This is a genomic window from Pseudomonas putida (genome assembly GCF_050990305.1).
Taxonomy (GTDB): domain Bacteria; phylum Pseudomonadota; class Gammaproteobacteria; order Pseudomonadales; family Pseudomonadaceae; genus Aquipseudomonas; species Aquipseudomonas putida_AH.
Map to the genome: position 1 here is coordinate 3,217,254 of NZ_CP158817.1, position 17,366 is coordinate 3,234,619.

Below are 17,366 nucleotides of genomic sequence, written 5' to 3' on the forward strand. Positions count from 1 at the left end.
AACACACCAGCCTCCAATCAGGTACGCCCGCCTGTAACTAGAGGCAGAGCGTCCAAAACATGAGAGGGCGCCCCCCTCAAGCGTCACGCGCGGGGGCTGTTGTGCCGCGTTCCGCGCTATCAGGGGCGAAGGGAGGCTCGGCGATTTCCATGTGGTAATCGTTAGACGGCACGATCACCCGCGCTGCTGGTTTGAGCAACTGAGTGGCGCGGCTGTCCAGCAATGCCCCCGCCTGGAAATAACCCATCACTGTGTTGACGCTGCGGTGTTCGGTCATGGCCATCACTTCGCCGAGCGGTACCCCTTGACGCCCGGCTTCGGTGACAAAGCCCGAGCGTAAACTGTGTGCGGCCCAGTTCCCCTCCAGTCCAGCTAATAGCGCGCGACGCTGGACAATTCTCGCCACCTGATCGGCCGATAAGCCTGCAGCCCCGACCTTGTCACCTTTATACAGCCGGCGAAACAGCGGACCGGCGTCGGCCGGTGCCGCCGCCAGCCAGGCGGCAAGCGCTGCTGCGGCCGGGCCACGTAGCGGCTTCTCACGACACACGCCACCGGTGTCGGTCTTGGTTGCGCCCAGCGCATAGACCCAGGTGTCGGCATCCAGTTGGCGCACATCGCCCACCTGCAGGCCGACCACTTCCGAGCGGCGCCGGCCGCCACCGCTCCAGGCCAGCAGCAACAGGGCGCGATCGCGCACCCCGCGCACGCCATCGGTACAGGTGGCCAGTAGCGCCTGCAAGGGCTCGAGCACGATCGCGGTTTTCTTGCGCACCGCCACGCCCTGGCGCGACTGGGCCTTGCGCGCCTCGCGCAGCAGGGTCTTCAGCGCGGGTATGTCGGTCGGGCTGTCCCAGTCGTTGAGCCGGTGCCATTTCCCGAGCACCGCCAGACGGTGGCTGACCGTGTTGAACGCCAGCGGCCCCAACTTGGCCTTGACCCGGGTGGCGACCAGTGCCGCGTCGATTGCCGGCGGCAGCAGGTGCGCCCATCCGCCGTTTTCCAGCGGCCGCGCCAAGTGATCCAGCACGAACTGCACGGCCACCGTAGTCGGTAGCGGCGCGTCGCCGAGTGCCTGGCCGTAGCGCAACTGCAACCAGGCCGACCAGTAGGTCAGGGCGCTGCGGTAGCTGCGCACGGTATTGGCCGCGGTGCCGGCGGCGATAAACGCCGCGGCGGCTGCCTGGGCGTTAAGCGCCAGAACATGCGGGTCCAATGGGGTTTCGTCGACCAGAGGCAGTTGGTCTGTAATATCTAATACGTTCAACGTATGATAATTCCAATAATCAAAAAATAACGTCGGATAACATTCTATTATCAGACCTAATATAGCCGGAGGTGAGCCATGGCAGTAGGGGTGCCGGAACACGAGGTGTTTGCCGCGGCGGATGCGGTGTTGGCCCGCGGCGAACGGCCGACCGTGGAGCGTGTGCGCCTGCAGTTGGGACGTGGCAGTCCGGCGCGGGTCGGCGGCTTGCTCGATCAATGGTGGGCGCGCCTGGCCGAGCGGCTGAGCGGCGAGACCCGTCTGCCAGCACTGCCCGGCGAGGTCTCGCAAGCGTTTGTTGCGGTATGGCAGCAAGCGATTCATCTCGCACAGGGTGTTGCTGAGCAGGCGTTGTCCGAGCAACGTCAGGTCTTGGCTGCCGAGCGTGAACGCGTAGCGGCTGTCGAGGATCAAGCGCGTCAGGACGCAGCACAGTTTCGCCAACAGGCGACGGACGCCGTAGCGGGGCGCCAGGCCCTCGAGTTGCGCTTGGCGGATCTGGAACTGCTGCTGTCCCAGCGCCAGACGCAGGTCGAGGACCTGCAGCAGCAGCGTGAAGGTTTGCTGCACGAGCGCCGCGAAGCGCAGCAGCACAACCAGGCGTTACAACAAGAACTGCAAGCGCTGCGGCTCAAGGCCGAGCAGGAACGCGTGGCGCAGGAGAACCACGCCCGCAGTGTGGAGGATCGTGCGCATCGCGAGGTCGACCGCTCTCGGGAGGAGGGCAAGGCGATGTCGGCCCAGCTCAAAGAGACCGGGCGGCACGTCGAGCAATTGCAACGGCGGCTGGAGGCGACCCAGGTGGAGCTCGGTCAAACGCAACAACGTGCCGCGGCGCAGCAGGCCCGTGCTGAGACGCTGGAGCAGCAATTGACACAGGTGCGCCTGGTTCCCGTCGCCAAGCGCAAGCCGCGGATCCGCAAAGCCACGACACCGCCACTCTAACCATGAAACTGGTGGTTGCCAGCGTGCCGCTGGCGAACGGGGATGATTGGCCTGAGGGCTGAGCAGGCCGACGCTGACCTAATCCGGATGGAGTGCTGCGCCTCACATGCGCTGTGCAGTTCAACGAACGGTTTGCTTGCACGCCGGTCCGGGGTCTGGTGTCGGTGTTCATGCAAGCACTTAATCAAACTGACAAAGGCGATCAGTCTGCGACTGGACAGTTGCGGATGTTCAGGTCACCGGCACCGGATTGAATCGAGCGGGGCCGTATTGGCATCACCACCTGTCATAGACCCCAAACCGTCGCCGCAACGAAGTACTCGTAATTATCGCAGAGCCACGGGCGCTCGAAGGCGATGTTCAGCTCGAGCTGTTTGATTTCTGCTCCGCTGTGGTTGCCAGCTTCGACTGAGGACTGGTCTGGGGTGGTGTCAGGTTGATATCATCGCCTTTCAATATTAGCATCGCCGCTTCACTGCGAGAGTGCGTAAGATCCAAGGTAACCTTCATGGCGGATTCCGACTTCAAACAAAGACCGATTGTATTTCCAGCCGGTTGGGAACGGCACTCCAAGGGCGAAGTGATTGGTTTTGATAAGTATCGACCTGATTTATCTTTCCGAGACGCTGAGGGTAGGGTGGTCTGCGTAATAGAATCATCGAGCACTAACGATCGTAAGGTTGGAGTCGGTGAGTTGTTTCTCGCCGATAAATTTTTTTCCGATAGTGCTGTCGATGGTGTTCTTATTTTTTCCCTTTGTGGCAAATCGACCAGCCCCCCGCGACCTGACACTCAATATGCGTATCTGCAGCCGTATTTCACGCACCTTCGCTCCTCTGTTAGAACCTACGGCGTGAAAGAGATATATATCATCGCCGAAGCCGCGTTTGAGGCGTGTGACTGGAAAGCACTCGGCGACGACTTCCTGTCCATGGCTTGCGTACTCAAAGCTCAAGTGGATTTCTCAGATCCAGTTGTGCAGCCCGGTTAGCAGGTCCATCGACCAACGTTCGCGTAGATCGCCCGCTCGGGCAGTGCGTCAGATCTGCGCTTGAGTGTTGCTGACTTTATATTATCCCAGCCCTGAGCCAATGGATGTCCGCATGCAGATTGAAATGACCCCGCTGCCAAGTGTCTGGCTTCAGCAGCTCCACAACGCTGGCTGTACAGTGCCGAAACGATGCTATGGAAATTGCCTGGACGCAGTAACCAATTACCAATTAGCTGAAAAATATGTTTTATGTTTTGTCGAATTAGCAAACGGTGAAAAGTTAGGGCATGCGGTAATAAAGGTCAATGAGCACTACTACGATCCGACACTCGAGCCTCAAGGGCCGCATCAAGTGAAGTATTGGTGGCACTCGGAATATACAAAAACTGAGCTTCGTGATTTTGTCAAAGCGCAATACAGGGACGTGACTCCAAATAATGGCCAAATGGAGGTGTTCCCACCAAGTCTGCGTCAGGACGGAACAGTGGTGTGCGAGGAGGTTATTGCTTAGGCGTATGGCCGCAGTACCTGCCTTGGAAAATTTCGTGCGCCAATGGCTAGCCTATTGTACGTTCGAATGAACCATCGTGGCTGAGTCTCGAATGTGTGTTGAAAGCTCCGTGCTTCAAGCTCCGTTCGATCGGAGTTGTGGGGACTTGCTTCCGGAGCTCCGTGAAAGTGTGGCGGTCGCGAGGTCAATCGGTCAGCAGCTTTCCGGAACCGGCCTCCCACTAGTTCAAGGTGCAGTCAGCTGGTTGGTTGATTTTCATCGGATGAATTCATTTAACACACAACAAAGGCGGCGAAACCGAGGGCAGTCGATCGCCGGGTATATCGTCACTGGCATCTTTCAGCAGGTCGGCGATCCGCCGCATTGCCTGGGCAGGCGAGACCGGGCCGGCCTGGCGCCGGCGGCGGACCTGTCAACCAAGGGCTTGAACCGAATTGGCCAATCGCTTCTCCTGGCCGAACTGAGTCGTGTAGAACCGTTGCTCAATGCCATAAATGAGTAGCTTTAATTCGGTGTCGGTCGAAATTTCGAACTGGCCACTATCGGCATCAAAGGCGAGCTTCTGGCCACAGTAGCCATCGATGTAGGCCAGCATTCCGGCCTTGTCTTGCTCGGGTAGCGCCTCTAAAGTCGCCATCGCCAAGGCAATGCGCTTACGATTCGGTTTGGAAACCTTTTCCGCCGCGAAATCGTTGGAGAGGGCAATAAACGGCTTTTCCAGAAACTGTTCAACCTCTTCTTGGGTTGCCTCTTTGTACAGTTCATCGATCCCAGGGAAAATACTGGAAATCGTCGCCAGATTTTTAAAGATGAGGGTGTCCGATGCTCTGAGGTAGATGGCATCCGGCTGGGCGTTAATCACTAAACGGCTCTGGCCTTCCTCAATTTCCGCGACCTCGCCAAACACCACCGTCTTTCTTTTGATAAACAGTGATGGGGTGACTTTCTGAAAGTAAAAGTTTTCCCCCTGGCTTGCAAATATGTAGGAGATGTCATTGAAGAGTCGTTTTGCCAAGTCATCGTACTCCTTGGCATCAAATTCGCCTTTCACCATCTCGACACAAAACGGTTGCTCGGAGAATTGCTCAACCTTGAACCAGGAGTCCTCGTCAAGATTGTGATCCGGGTTGTAGGCCACACAAGCGGCCGGATCAATATCCAACCTGTTAAAAAGCGTGTAGTCAGAAATCAACTTGAAGAATGGCTTTTTTCTGAGCTTCTTCACCTTTACCAGTACATAGTCCATATGCTCAGCCTCTCTCGATGAACGTATAGTCATTGATTCGATAAGCCTTTTCGATCACGATGTGAGCGGGCAGCTTATATCTTGTGCGCGAGATCAAGAAAATTGACGCGCGCGCATTGGTGGTTATGTTGTAGAACTCGTACCCATATAACAAAAATAGCGGGTTAAAATAAAGCGCTTGCGATCTGTACGTGAAAACGAACAGAACGCCGTATACAAAAAATAGTGTTTCCCAATTCGGGACGCTTAGTGCCACAAAGAAATAACCGAGATAACTCGGCAAAAAACTGTTGTTGGCATGATCAATCGACTCGACTTGGCCGGATTTGAACTCATCCTTCCCTAACGATGAACTGAGCACCAAGCTCAAACCAGTAAGGAAAACGGGTACGGAGAGATAAAGGATGTATGACAGAATATTTGGCAGCGCGACGATCGCAGGATGTTCAGGAAAAAAATACCCCAGCACGTAGCCCTTCTGCACTAAAAACACGATGACCAATAGAGAGGTTGCATTGAAGGTCAATAACAACCGAAAAGGGACGTTCAGGTCGAACTTCAGCCAGTCCATGGCATCTCCTGTGATTGACGTTGACCGTGGTAACGGCTGTTGTGACAAAGGGCTTTGAACGGTATCAAATTGCCATGCTGCGAGTCCACAACGTATACGTCACCAAGTGCTACCGGTGCAGTCGCGTCAATGCGCAAGACCAGCATGAGGTAGTACGCCGGGCCAGGCGTTTTGGTGGCTTAGCTTCACGAAACCTAAGACGTTACACCTCGTGTGCGTATTTTCATCGATGTAAAAGCACTGGTCCGGCGAAACAGATCTGTTCTGTTGATTGGCATAGCGTCCCCTTGAACGACGTGACTGCCAATGTGTCCATTCATGTTCTCGGGGCGTTCGATTACAGAGAGGGTCTGCAGGTGTCAGCAAGGATGCAGGAGTAGTCTCCAAGACTCCTGGCAAAGTTTATCAATGCACGCAACTTTTTGATGCAAAGTGGCGGGGTTACCGAAGGTCGAGAATCCTCGCGTCTCACCTACGAACCGAACGAAATTATCGCGAATATCATATGTTCAAGCGCCAACGATCAGTCGCGAATATCTGCGCCGTCGTGCACCTTTTCTTGCTAGGGAGATTGAAGCACAACAAGGGCATGCCTCACCTGTTTTGGCCGGGCCGTTTCTGCAGGAATAAAAGCTCATCTGGGGGCAGGTATGGCGATCATAAGCAAGACTGAGTCAAAACCCGTAATCGAAGTAAACGAGTCCCTTCAGCAGGCATGTGACGACTATCGTCACTTCATCACTTGCATTCTTGAGCCGGCATGGGACGACCTCAAAGCGAGGGTCAGTAGAAACGAGGTTATGCTCCACCAAGCGTTCGGCGTTAATTTGCTTTTGGCTCACAGCGTGGATTATTTGCAAGCAGTGAGAGCTGCAGATGGGATAAAAGAAACCCGAAAGGACCTGGTAAAAACCTTCGATGAAAATTTCTCAGTGTCCGGTGCGTATCTCGGTAACCGAAAAATGGAGTTAATCGACGGGATCAACAACGCCCTTAAGCACATTCGGGTTGATCTCAAGCGACACAAGAGTCTAGGGGAACGCTACGGAGAGATTTCGTTCCAGAGTCTGGTGGAAGATGGGGGGCGCGTCATGTGTCACCTTGTGGGTTACCGATTCGACTATTGCCGCGTGGTACTTTTGCCAGCGCTAAGGGCATTATCAAACTGGGATTTTGAATGTGCTGAAGACCTCTTAAAGTTCGCGCGGGGCGGCTTCATCGTTATGGAAAGCCCCTACTATCCTGATGCCTACGATCCCGATGACCCATCTACAGCCATCGACCAAATGATTGAGCTTTGTAATCCCCCGTGCAAAAACTGCGATCAGTCGGCTGATGGATGCTTATGCGAACGGTATGTGTTTGCCGGCGAAAATGGCCGATATGAACCTGCTTACTCTCCCACCGCGGGCGAGATTGATGAGTTGATGCAACTCATATCTCCTTCATACAACCGGGCATAGGGCAATACAGGTTCGAACAAGGCATACGTCAAAAACACTTCATTTCACATGCCAGTTCATCAAGGCGATGGGCTTCACAGAACATTTGAGTGCTGGCCGAAATGTCGTCGTCAGGTGCCTGATTGAGTCGTTAGCGATCATTGAGTTGGGTGCCGCCTTAGTACCCCGTGGGTAATAATTCCGATGATTTTGGCTGATTAGCGAATCCTAGCGTGTGGCTGCACTGATATTGGATTGCCGTGACCGTTCTTGTTCAACATACTTGACCGATAATTCACAGAAAAATCAGTTCAGGCCTGCAGCAAACCGTTGAGCCAGAGGTGGTTCACATCTGTAGTGCTGGACCGAAGTCAATCAAGGATACGAGTGTGGCTATTCGGAATTTGGACCAGGATCGGTTTGTTGAAATTCTCCAGTCGAAGCTGTCAGTTCGCTCACCGGTCAAGAGCATTGAACGTTTGTTCGGGCGTGACCGAGAGTTGGAACTGGTGGAGGAAGCCCTTTTTGATCAGGGAGGGCACGTCTTCATTTATGGCGATCGCGGTGTGGGTAAATCGTCACTAGCCGCGTCAGTGGCCGCTCAGTACCAAAGCAGCGACAACGAGCCCATTCAGATACCCTGTGGCAAAGACACGTGTTTTTATAAAACGATCGAAGAGATTGCCGAACGAATTTTACGACGTGCGGGTGGCCGGCGAGACCTGGAGTACACTCACACCCTTAACTTGAAGCTGTACAAGTTGCAGATCAAGGACAAGGAAAAAAGCATCACGATTCCCCCCATTGATTCGATGTTTTCCGCCGTAGATGTCATGGAAGAGATGGTCGGTGTGCATTCGGAGCGACCGGTTGTAGTGATTGATGAGTTTGACCAGATTGAATCAGTCTCCGAGCGCGCCAAGTTCGCCCACTTTCTCAAAGACCTGGGAGATCGGGGAGTAAACGTCAAGTTCATTTTTACCGGCATCGCCACGTCGTTGTACCAGTTGCTAGGCGATCACGAGTCCAGCTTCCGCCAGCTCTTCACATTGAAACTGGAGCGTCTGTATTGGTCCTACCGAGAAGACATAGCCTACAGCGCCATCAAGGCTTTCGACCTGGAGGCAGATGAAGAAGTCGTTCATTCGATCGCGCGAATCAGCAATGGATTTCCGTATTTCGTTCATCTTTTGACACAGAACCTTCTGTGGTCGGTATTCAAAGATGAAAACGAAGTGCACCGTATTGAATGGGTACATTTTGACGCAGCTATCGCGCGCTCGATCATAGGTATCAGTGGCCGTTTGCAGAGGCCTTACGACAGTGCAGTGCTGCATAAAAGCCACGATTATTTGCTGGCGTTATGGGCAACCGCGGATTCGGAGGACACGGTTCGCTACGTCGACAACATCTTCAAGTCCTATCTGAGAATTAATCAGCAGCTTTTTGGCCTCGATCCGGCAGAAACCGATAAAAAGCCACTTGAGCTAGCCCAGTTCAGAAAGATTCTGAAGAAGTTTCTCGGTAAGGACTGCGGTGAAGTCCTGGAACTAGTTGAGGGCCGAGAGCATATGTACTCCTACCGTGAGAACCTGCTCCGAGGTTTCGTTGCATTGAAAGCTCAAGAGGCGGGCATTGAGCTTCAAGGTGACCTACCTGACGAGCCCCGAATTCCCACCGCAATGGCCAAATCGCGTTTCAGTGGGGGGCAGGGCAGGCTATCCGCCTATGCGGCCAACCCGTCTAGGAACGTCAAATTTCGCTCTGAAAATTGATAATGGCGACTTATCGGCTGGGGCTCGAAGCGTTCGCAATGACAGGCTCCAGCCGATTCAAATGAAGAAGCAGGCCAAGTTTATCCGCATCAGAACAGACAAGCATGAGATTGAAACATTCGCTGTCGGCAGAGACCGGCGGACATGGATTTCAAGTAGCCGTGTGCCGAGAGGACGCTTTCATCGGTCAATCCTCTGTAATCGGACGGCGAACATACCTACCGAAATCCAGCATTAAGGGCGATGGTGTCCGCGTAATTTTAAGCGACGCGATCGCCCCTATCGCCAGGGTTTTCGTGCGCCAACGAAGCTCTTATCCCAAGCCGTTCATAGCCCAAGTCGTCAAGTATTGGCCAGACGGTTACCAAATAGTGGCTGTGCGGCCATTTCGGTTAATATTTTCTGAGTACTCGGCCCATATTTTAAGAAAATCTTGGCTCGGTTAAGAAAATCTAGCCAACGACAGGGGAGGATATGGAAAATCTAGGGGTTATGCCGATCTATCGTACACGTACAGGGAATATGCCTTGCTCAGATCAGTCAGCCATCCACTGATGCGGCAGTAGATGCTCAATCTCACCGGCTTTCTGCGTCGGCAATCGCGTCAGCACATCCTTGAGATACGCGTACGGATCATGCCCGTTCATGCGTGCCGACTGGATTAAACTCATGATCGCTGCCGCTCGTTTGCCACTGCGCAGCAATCCTGCAAAGAGCCAGTTCTAGCGCCCCAGCGCCCACGACCGGATCTGGTTCTCACACCAATTGTTATCGATGGGTACAGCGCCGTCATCGAGGTAACGTGACAGTGCCGTCCAGCGTTTGAGGCTGTAATCCAGAGCTTTGCTGATGGTCGACCCGTTGTGCACGATGTCGCGCTGGGCGGTCATCCAGGTACCTGCTGGCATTGTTGTTGGGTGACCTACTCCTAGACATCTCTACGGCTCTGGCAATGGCGATGATCATTGGAGGTTTTGTCATTTGGTGCCTTCCGACGGTACGCTGGCTACATGGCGTTTGGGACAAACCATTTGCCAAAACGCCTATTGTCCGTAAGCGACACCAAGTTTAGGGGAGTCCCCGCGGACATCATTGGCGTCCGTTTTAAATTCGATATGGAAGACCCCGATTGGCGCGAGAAAGCCGACCGAGAGATTGTTGAAAAATTGATTGAGAAGCTAACCTGAGAGTTCTCCGATGAGGCCGTGGATATCACTTGTGGTCGATTGGAGCCCCAACGCTGATATCAAGAAGGTGACTTGGCCGAACGCTTACCGTTCATATGCTACCGCGTAGGAACGATTCATATGCGAGTAGGCCAATCACCGCTTCACTCAGCTGTGCGCTGTGAACGGCAGCTAACCCAATCCGGCCGTTCAGTTCCGGCATCCAAACGAATGTGTGGTCACTGAGGGAGTCCAGTGAGGTAGGGCAAGGCACTGAGGAGATAAATGTGCCTCGCATAGAGATTGGAGGGTTAAATGACTCGTTCAAGAAACCTAACCCCCATCTCTATTGAGCAAATTGTCTTAATCCTTGATGGTCGGTCCGCAAGATTGACTTGGGGCTTGCTGATCCTGGTCGTCGCTGGTCATTTACGAGGCGCCTATTCCACGGTCTTTTTCATTCGCTGGTCAACGTTCAACAGTTTCTGTCGACTGAGGTGGCTGTTATCAGCGTCGATGTCCACCTCGTTCAGCAGGTCTGATGCGCTTGAGCCGTCCTCGACCCGGTGTAGCCAATACAGCACTGCCTTCTTCATGAACCAATGCGGTGTTCGATCCAGAGTTGCAGCGGCCTGCTTGATCCTCTTTCTGGTTGAAGGGTCGAGCTTGATGCCTGACGTCGATGAGCTCACTCGCATCTTTCTTTCTCAATATCTCAAGAGACTGTGGTGGCTACCGGGTACGCAGTCGCTTTCGCATTGTAGCGATAGGCAAGCAGCAAGCCGATGTACCAGATGGGCATCACGTACAGGGCGGTGCGGGTATCCGGTTCCAGTGCAAGAAGGCACAGGACGAACATCAGGAACGCCAGGGAAATCCCTGCCGTGAACTTGCCACCTGGGAGCTTGAAGGTTGAGCGCACGTGGGCTTCTGGGTTGCTGCGGCGGTAGGCGAAGTACGACAGCAGGATCAACGACCAGGTGACGATAACCATGACAGCCGAAATCGTCGAAACCAGGGTGAAGATCACCATGATGTCCGGGATGGCGAATAGCAGCGTCAGCGCGATCGCCATGCACAGGCCCGAGAACACTAGTGCGCGGGCCGGTGTGCCGGAGCCCGATAGGCGTCCGAAGGCCTGCGGTGCCTGCTTGTTGTGAGACAGGCCGTAGAGCATGCGGGAGCCCGAGTACACGCCGCTGTTGGCCGAGGAGGCCGCCGACGTCATCACTACGAAGTTGATCATCCCAGCGGCAGCCGGCAGGCCGCCCAGGAGGAACAGCTCGACGAAGGGGCTGCGGTTTGCGGGCACGTTGGCCCAGGAGATCACGCTGATGATGCATGCAAGCGCAGTGACGTAGAACAGCAGGATGCGCAGAGGGATGGTGTTGATGGCCTTGGGCAGCGTTTTCTCCGGATTGTGGGCTTCAGCTGCGGCGGTGCCGAGAAGCTCTGTGCCAACGAACGAGAAGATGGCGATCTGGAAACCAGCAAGGAAACCCAAGATGCCATGCGGCATCACGACGCCGGGTGCTACCAGGTGGCTAAAGGACGCGGTTACCCCGGAAGGGGACGTGTAGGACGTGGCCACCATCACCAGCCCGGTGACGACCAGAGCGACGATGGCGATGATTTTGATCAGGCCGAACCAGAACTCCACCTCACCGAAAGCCTTCACGGCCAGCATGTTGAGTACCAGGAGCAGGAACATGGTGCTGAAGGCTGGAATCCATGTGGGTAGGTTTGGATACCAGTATTGAAGGAACCCTGCGACTACCACCACATCACCGACGGCGACTACCACCCAACTGAGCCAGTACGACCAGGCCAGTATGAATCCTGCGCGTGGCCCGAGGTAATGGTGGACAAGCTCTGCGAACGAGCCCATTTCAAGGTTGGCGAGGAGCATTTCTCCCATCGCCCGCATGATGCAAAAGACGAACAACCCAATGATCGCGTAGACCAGGATGATTGAGGATCCGGAGAGTGCAATCATCTTCCCTGACCCCATGAAGAGACCCGTGCCGATGGCGCCGCTGATGGCAATCAGCTGAATATGACGATTTTCCAGCCGCCTTTTAAGTGTTCGTCCGTCGCCGTGAGTCGCGTCTTGCGAGTTGCAGGTTTGATGCATAACTGACCTCTTATTTTTTTCTGAGAAAACCTCTACCTCCTTCCTTATGGAAGGTGATTTATGTGGGCATAAGTAATGTTGCACCTCATAAAACGGAGGGTTTGGTTAATACGCAGACGAGAAAAGCAAATTCCAGCGCAAGGGCCTGACCGAACTGTCAGGTGATTGAACTCTAGAGACGCGGTGTGCTTGTTGCCGTTGGTGGATCCTGCCCCGGTCGCCTAGAAGTGCCCATTTTGCCAGCCATAGTTGTCAACCGGAACGCTACAAAATGTTATGCGCGAAGGTCTTGATTATCACTTTGCATAGCCTGTATTGCATTTTGATAAGTCGTGCAAAACAAGGTACGAGTGGCCCAAATCGGACTACATCTTGAAGGTCGACAGCAGGATGCTGGTTTCAGTGTTGTCGATGTACTGAATGGAGCGAATGGTGTTGAGCGCCTTGTCAAAGGCCTCAAGTGTTTCGGTCCGAAGCTCTGCCATCAGGTCCCATCGGCCGTTGGTGGTATGGATGGCGACTACGCTGGGGTGCCCCCGTAGTGCGTGTTTGACCTCGGCGGCATGATGGCCACTGATAGCAATACTGGTGATTGCCCTGACCCCTCGCTCTATCGCATCAGACTGAAGGCGGATCGTGTAGCCCATGATGACGCCGATCTCTTCGAGCCTGGTGAGGCGATTCTGCACAGTGGCTCGAGCGACCCTCAGCTTCTTGGCCAACGTCATAACAGGGGTGCGGGCATTGTCCCGCAGTAGAGCGATAAGCTCCCGATCAATGTTATCCATGATGCGCACGCTATCCAGATTGCTATTTTTAGTGGGCAAAGTGTCTAGAAAACTGCAATATCTGGCAACCTGTACGCTTCATTTTGTATCAGCCTTTCATCAGAATTTTGGAGGTGGCAGAACTCTTACTTGGCGCCCGCTAAGCACTACTTCAATTCAAGGCGGGCGCACTTATTTAGGTGCTTAGCAATGACGCATTTCATCGACGTCCCCACGATGTCTGACCTGGTTCATGACATTGGCGTAGTTCAGTTCTTGGGTGAGCTTTCCGAGGTTATTCGCGAAGACTTCAAGCGCTGGCCGGAGTTCGACAAGTCTGCCCGCGTGGCAAGCCATTCAGATGTCGGGGTGATTGAGTTAATGCCCGTGGCGGATCACAGCCAATATGCGTTCAAGTATGTAAACGGCCATCCCTCCAACACCGTCAAAGACCTTCATACCGTGATGGCATTCGGGGTTCTGGCTGATGTCAACACGGGCTATCCCGTGCTGCTTTCTGAGCTGACGATTGCGACGGCCTTGCGTACCGCCGCTACCTCGCTGATGGCCGCCAAAGCACTTGCCCGTCCAGACGCTCGAAAGATGGCGTTGATCGGCAACGGTGCTCAAAGTGAGTTCCAGGCACTGGCCTTCCACAAGCACCTCGGCATCCAGGAGATCGTTGCATACGACACCGATCCTCTCGCGACTGCGAAGCTGATCAGGAATCTTCAGGAGTACCCCGAGCTTAAAATCACCCGTGCGCAGAGTGCTGCCGAGGCAGTACGGGGTGCAGACATCATCACCACCGTCACCGCAGATAAGGCCTACGCGACCATCATAACGCCTGAGATGCTCGAGCCGGGGATGCACCTGAACGCCGTTGGCGGTGACTGCCCAGGTAAAACCGAACTCCATGCCGACGTCCTTCGCAAGTCCAGGGTCTTTGTAGAGTACGAGCCGCAGACCCGCATTGAAGGCGATATCCAGCAGCTTGAAGCTGACTCGCCCGTCGTCGACCTATGGCGTGTGCTCACGGGTGATCAGGAAGGTCGCCAGAGCGCAGAGCAGGTCACGGTGTTCGACTCTGTGGGCTTCGCTCTCGAAGACTATTCGGTGCTGCGTTACGTGCTTCAGCAGGCTGAAAAGCGTGGGATGGGTACGAAGATTGATCTCGTTCCGTGGGTAGAGGACGACCCGAAAGACCTGTTCAGCCACACCCGTGGCCGCGCCGCAAAAAAAAGTTTCCGACGCGTTGCATAACTCTTCGATCAGTCTCCTATATCGGTATTTCTTGATGGCATTTCCAACGCGTTCGATTCAAGCGCCTGCGGCTGTGGTGATGGTCAGGCCCCACGCCTTTACTCCTAATCCGGAAACGGCTGCAGATAACACTTTCCAAAGCTCAAATCCTGACATCGCCGCTCAAACCCTTTCCGAGATTGCGTGTGATGAGGTCACCCAGGCTGCAGGGCGGCTGGAGGCTGAGGGTGTTCGGGTTCATCTCTTTGATGACTTCGGCGAGAAAAACACGCCGGACTCCGTCTTCCCGAACAACTGGTTCTCGACCCACCCAGGTGGTCACATCGCGATCTACTCGATGTACTCCCCGAACCGCCGTCGGGAGAGGCGTGCCGATGTCATCGAGATGCTCAAGCAGGAGTACCGGGTTCAGGACGTGATCGACTACTCAGGCCTGGAACAGGATGAGCTGTTCCTTGAGGGCACCGGAGCCATGGTGTTCGATCATATGTCCAGGGTGGCGTACACGGCTCGGTCGAACCGAGCCGATCCGATTGCCCTGGAGCGGTTCAGCACCCACTTCAACTTCGAGCCCATGGTGTTCGACACGGCGGACGAGAAAGGGGCGCCGATCTATCACACCAACGTCTTGATGTGTGTCGCGACTGAGTTCGCCCTGGTGGGTTTCGGCACCTTCACGAAAAAGGCTCGTGCTGAAGAGGTTCGCATGCGTTTGATGGAGTCAGGTCGAGATGTCATAGATCTGACCAACGAGCAGATCAACGAGTTTGCCGGCAACGCAATCGAGCTCTCTGGTCGAGACGGTCGAATCCTGGCCCTCTCGCGCAGAGCCTTCAACAGCCTTACGGTAGAGCAGCGCCAACGTATCGAGCGGTCGGCCAGGTTGGTGCCGTTGGACGTTCCGACCATTGAAATGGCCGGAGGCTCTGTTCGCTGCATGATCGCAGGTATCCACCTGTCTCCTCGAAAGTAACCTCAACGAGGCGACCATCATCCCCACCCTTGTCAGCTGTTGATGATGGTCTTTAGCTTGCGGAGCTGTCGAGGCTTTGGAGCGTGTTCGCGACGTTGATGCTCAGGCGCTCCCGCAGGAACTCGATAAGCCGCTGTGTCTTCGCCGGAAGCAGATGTGCTTCGGTCATCGCGTAGATCGTGACTGGCTGTCCCACCCGGACAACATTCGCATCGCCGGCAGTCTGGCGGTTGGGGCGCCGGGCATGATAAGGACAGGGAGAGCGGTCAGTTCTGTGTGGGCAATGGTGAAACCAGCAACATTCCGGTCGAGTTGACCGAGCGTTGTTATTAAGTATTAGTCGAGCGCTATGGTTTTCATCATGAGGAGGATGACGCGGGGCGTCACTGTGGTGGAAGAGGGGGTAATGCTTGATTCTCGGATCTTGTCGCCCAAAGCTTGGGTATCGACATTCTTCGGGCGTGGCATCACCCCACCATGGGGAATTGACGCAGACCATGAGGGCTCGTGCAACTACGCCAAAGTAATTCGCGCACAGGGGCCAACCGAACGCTTCAGTCGAGCCAATCGTGTGGAGCTTGAAAAAGGCGATTTGCTGCGTCTAGTCACTGCCAACGGCGGTGGTTGGGGGCCGGTAAAAGCGCGGAGCCTGGAGGCTATCCAAGATGATATAAAAAACGACAACATCTCGGTCGAACAAGCCCGGCGCTACTACCCCGAGCAGATGTCATCGGCATAGCTGAACCGGAGCTTGTGAGTGACAGCTCCGGCAACAGAACCGGTATAAGAGGTGCCTGCCAGGGACGGAAGTGCTTCGTTTCTGCCGAAGGAAACTCGATTATTCATTCGCGTCTTGCTCTTTCGACTCCAGACCGGGTTCCCCACGGACGGGCTGCGTCGTCCCTTCCCAACGTTCATAGCCTCGCGGTGACTTGTCAGCTCGTCAAACTGTCCCACCAACAACAGCAGTCGATAATGCCTCGAAAGACTTTGCGCCTGGCTCGGGTGGGTATTAATCGCAAGCGGCAAGAACAACTCCAACATGGCCATACAACATGCACCCGTTACGACAAAGCCTGCACAACGAACTACACGCGCGTCCGTCACTGTACTTCGATGAGCCGGCCCATGTGTTCCACCTGGCCTTCCTCGGCAGCGACCAGGAGTGCAATGCATTCCTTGAAAACTGCTGCCCTGAGTCCCTCGACCTGACTGCCGCCCAAGGAATTACTCGGCTCGATGGCCATGCACTGAAATGGGAGCGCCATGCCGAGTTTTTCACTCTGACCCTGGTGGTCACTTCATCCTGTGATGACCTGTCCTGGACGACGCTGCCCGAGGTGCTAGCGTCAAAGGTCGAAGTGCATTTGCCGGCCCTGATCAACTCGGTGCAGATTGTAGTGCGTGGTGAAAACGACCTAGATCTGTCCCGTTACTGTTTCAAGGATCCGAGCGGTTCTTGCGTGGGTGGTGGCGATGCAATGGTCTGGAGCGATTTTCGTCTCAGCGAGGATGGAAACAACCACATATTGTTCGTCAACCGACGCCTGAATGCCTACCGCCAAGGTCGAATGATACGCCGTCTTCTGGAAATCGAGACCTACCGAATGATGTCCTCGTTATCCTTGGCCATGGCCAAGTCCTTGAGCGCACAACTCGATGTTTTTGACAAGACGTTGGTCACACTCTCCGAACGTAACTCTGACGCCGATGGCAATGATGCGAAAACCCTGCTTGCGGATATCTCCAGCCTTTCTGCCCAAGTGGTCAGCAGCACCGCGAAAACCCGCCACCGCTTCAGTGCCACGCAGGCATATGCTCAACTGGTGTTTGAGCGCCTGGGTGAATTGCGAGAAAGTCACCTGGGAGATTGCCAACGCCTTGGCGTGTTTATCGAGCGCCGCTTCAAACCCACTGTCAGGTATTGCTCCGCCACCGAACAGCGATTGGAGCACTTGGCCAAAAGCGTGGCCAACTTGGGCGATCTGTTACAAGCACGGGTTCAGGTAGAAATGGAAGAACAGAACTCGGAAATTCTCAAAAGCCTGAACGCCCGCGCCGATGCTCAGATCAAGATCCAGCGTGCAGTGGAAGGTCTGTCGATTATTGCTATTACCTACTACCTGCTTAATCTGCTCAAACTAGGCTACTCGGGGCTGCACCTGCTCGGCGTTGCGGTGACCCCGCGAGAGGCCATGCTGGCAATGACGCCGCTTGCAATCGGTATTCTCGCGTTGATTGTGCTTCGTATCAAAAAAGTCAAAGAGCATTGAAACGATGGCCGTGCAGTCTTAATTTACCAGTGCATATGGTCT

Annotated in this window: 15 protein-coding genes and 1 pseudogene; 9 read left to right on the plus strand and 7 right to left on the minus strand. The window is 54.7% G+C overall.

From position 1 onward, the window contains the following. Positions 1-76: 76 nt before the first annotated feature. A complete protein-coding gene (locus tag ABTV22_RS14470; RefSeq protein WP_433741145.1) occupies positions 77-1,267 on the minus strand; it encodes a tyrosine-type recombinase/integrase in 1,191 nt (396 codons plus the stop codon). Between the two features lie 78 nt (positions 1,268-1,345). Here ABTV22_RS14470 and ABTV22_RS14475 point away from each other — a divergent pair, with 78 nt between their 5' ends. The 3 genes from ABTV22_RS14475 (at position 1,346) to ABTV22_RS14485 (ending at position 3,714) form a co-directional block, all read left to right on the plus strand. Then, positions 1,346-2,212 (plus strand): DNA-binding protein, encoded by an 867-nt coding sequence (locus ABTV22_RS14475; protein ID WP_433741147.1) that lies wholly within the window; start codon positions 1,346-1,348, stop codon positions 2,210-2,212. A gap of 508 nt (positions 2,213-2,720) precedes the next feature. After that, positions 2,721-3,203, plus strand: coding sequence for a hypothetical protein (locus tag ABTV22_RS14480; protein ID WP_433741149.1), 483 nt, complete (start codon positions 2,721-2,723; stop codon positions 3,201-3,203). Between the two features lie 112 nt (positions 3,204-3,315). Then, positions 3,316-3,714: a hypothetical protein gene (locus ABTV22_RS14485; RefSeq protein WP_433741151.1), complete on the plus strand. Its 399-nt coding sequence runs from the start codon at positions 3,316-3,318 to the stop codon at positions 3,712-3,714. Between the two features lie 412 nt (positions 3,715-4,126). On the opposite strand, the gene ABTV22_RS14490 is transcribed toward ABTV22_RS14485, so the two are convergent. Together ABTV22_RS14490 and ABTV22_RS14495 are read right to left on the minus strand one after the other, a co-directional pair. Then, a complete protein-coding gene (locus ABTV22_RS14490) occupies positions 4,127-4,960 on the minus strand; it encodes an ATP F0F1 synthase synthase (protein WP_433741152.1) in 834 nt (277 codons plus the stop codon). Positions 4,961-4,964: 4 nt separating this feature from the next. Then, a complete protein-coding gene (locus tag ABTV22_RS14495; protein WP_433741154.1) occupies positions 4,965-5,531 on the minus strand; it encodes a hypothetical protein in 567 nt (188 codons plus the stop codon). Positions 5,532-6,181: 650 nt separating this feature from the next. On the opposite strand from ABTV22_RS14495, the gene ABTV22_RS14500 reads away from it, so the two are divergent. Further along, on the plus strand, positions 6,182-6,994 hold the full coding sequence (locus ABTV22_RS14500; RefSeq protein WP_433741156.1) for a hypothetical protein: 813 nt from the start codon (positions 6,182-6,184) through the stop codon (positions 6,992-6,994). 368 nt (positions 6,995-7,362) lie between these two features. After that, positions 7,363-8,748, plus strand: coding sequence for an ATP-binding protein (locus ABTV22_RS14505; RefSeq protein WP_433741157.1), 1,386 nt, complete (start codon positions 7,363-7,365; stop codon positions 8,746-8,748). A 536-nt stretch (positions 8,749-9,284) separates the two neighbouring features. Here the strand turns inward: ABTV22_RS14505 and ABTV22_RS14510 are convergent. From ABTV22_RS14510 to ABTV22_RS14525, 4 genes and pseudogenes are all read right to left on the minus strand, one after another. After that, a pseudogene (locus ABTV22_RS14510) lies at positions 9,285-9,641 on the minus strand (IS66 family transposase); the annotation flags it as partial. 713 nt (positions 9,642-10,354) lie between these two features. Then, a complete protein-coding gene (locus ABTV22_RS14515; protein WP_433741159.1) occupies positions 10,355-10,606 on the minus strand; it encodes a transcriptional regulator in 252 nt (83 codons plus the stop codon). Positions 10,607-10,629: 23 nt separating this feature from the next. After that, positions 10,630-12,048 carry an amino acid permease gene (locus ABTV22_RS14520; protein ID WP_433741161.1) on the minus strand — a complete coding sequence of 473 codons (1,419 nt, stop codon included), beginning with the start codon at positions 12,046-12,048 and terminating at the stop codon, positions 10,630-10,632. Between the two features lie 365 nt (positions 12,049-12,413). Continuing rightward, positions 12,414-12,836 carry an Lrp/AsnC family transcriptional regulator gene (locus ABTV22_RS14525; protein WP_433741163.1) on the minus strand — a complete coding sequence of 141 codons (423 nt, stop codon included), beginning with the start codon at positions 12,834-12,836 and terminating at the stop codon, positions 12,414-12,416. Between the two features lie 189 nt (positions 12,837-13,025). Here ABTV22_RS14525 and ABTV22_RS14530 point away from each other — a divergent pair, with 189 nt between their 5' ends. The 4 genes from ABTV22_RS14530 to ABTV22_RS14545 all read left to right on the plus strand — a co-directional run bounded on the left by ABTV22_RS14530 (position 13,026) and on the right by ABTV22_RS14545 (position 17,324). Then, entirely contained in the window at positions 13,026-14,078 is a 1,053-nt protein-coding gene (locus tag ABTV22_RS14530) for an ornithine cyclodeaminase (RefSeq protein ID WP_433741165.1), read from the plus strand. Positions 14,079-14,112: 34 nt separating this feature from the next. Then, positions 14,113-15,051, plus strand: a complete 939-nt coding sequence (ctlX, locus tag ABTV22_RS14535; RefSeq protein ID WP_433741167.1) for a citrulline utilization hydrolase CtlX — start codon at positions 14,113-14,115, stop codon at positions 15,049-15,051. Positions 15,052-15,457: 406 nt separating this feature from the next. Continuing rightward, positions 15,458-15,790 carry a hydantoinase B/oxoprolinase family protein gene (locus ABTV22_RS14540; protein ID WP_433741169.1) on the plus strand — a complete coding sequence of 111 codons (333 nt, stop codon included), beginning with the start codon at positions 15,458-15,460 and terminating at the stop codon, positions 15,788-15,790. A gap of 316 nt (positions 15,791-16,106) precedes the next feature. Next, positions 16,107-17,324: a DUF3422 domain-containing protein gene (locus ABTV22_RS14545; protein WP_433741171.1), complete on the plus strand. Its 1,218-nt coding sequence runs from the start codon at positions 16,107-16,109 to the stop codon at positions 17,322-17,324. The last annotated feature ends 42 nt before the right edge of the window (positions 17,325-17,366 follow it).

What these genes read in the sequence shown, in the direction of transcription:
- ABTV22_RS14520 (WP_433741161.1), bottom strand. Translation starts at nt 12,048, where the DNA reads ATGCATCAAACCTGCAACTCGCAAGACGCGACTCACGGCGACGGACGA.
- ABTV22_RS14530 (WP_433741165.1), top strand. Translation starts at nt 13,026, where the DNA reads ATGACGCATTTCATCGACGTCCCCACGATGTCTGACCTGGTTCATGAC.
- ABTV22_RS14495 (WP_433741154.1), bottom strand. Translation starts at nt 5,531, where the DNA reads ATGGACTGGCTGAAGTTCGACCTGAACGTCCCTTTTCGGTTGTTATTG.
- ctlX (WP_433741167.1), top strand. Translation starts at nt 14,113, where the DNA reads ATGGCATTTCCAACGCGTTCGATTCAAGCGCCTGCGGCTGTGGTGATG.
- ABTV22_RS14525 (WP_433741163.1), bottom strand. Translation starts at nt 12,836, where the DNA reads ATGGATAACATTGATCGGGAGCTTATCGCTCTACTGCGGGACAATGCC.
- ABTV22_RS14500 (WP_433741156.1), top strand. Translation starts at nt 6,182, where the DNA reads ATGGCGATCATAAGCAAGACTGAGTCAAAACCCGTAATCGAAGTAAAC.
- ABTV22_RS14490 (WP_433741152.1), bottom strand. Translation starts at nt 4,960, where the DNA reads ATGGACTATGTACTGGTAAAGGTGAAGAAGCTCAGAAAAAAGCCATTC.
- ABTV22_RS14545 (WP_433741171.1), top strand. Translation starts at nt 16,107, where the DNA reads ATGCACCCGTTACGACAAAGCCTGCACAACGAACTACACGCGCGTCCG.
- ABTV22_RS14480 (WP_433741149.1), top strand. Translation starts at nt 2,721, where the DNA reads ATGGCGGATTCCGACTTCAAACAAAGACCGATTGTATTTCCAGCCGGT.
- ABTV22_RS14540 (WP_433741169.1), top strand. Translation starts at nt 15,458, where the DNA reads ATGCTTGATTCTCGGATCTTGTCGCCCAAAGCTTGGGTATCGACATTC.
- ABTV22_RS14475 (WP_433741147.1), top strand. Translation starts at nt 1,346, where the DNA reads ATGGCAGTAGGGGTGCCGGAACACGAGGTGTTTGCCGCGGCGGATGCG.
- ABTV22_RS14485 (WP_433741151.1), top strand. Translation starts at nt 3,316, where the DNA reads ATGCAGATTGAAATGACCCCGCTGCCAAGTGTCTGGCTTCAGCAGCTC.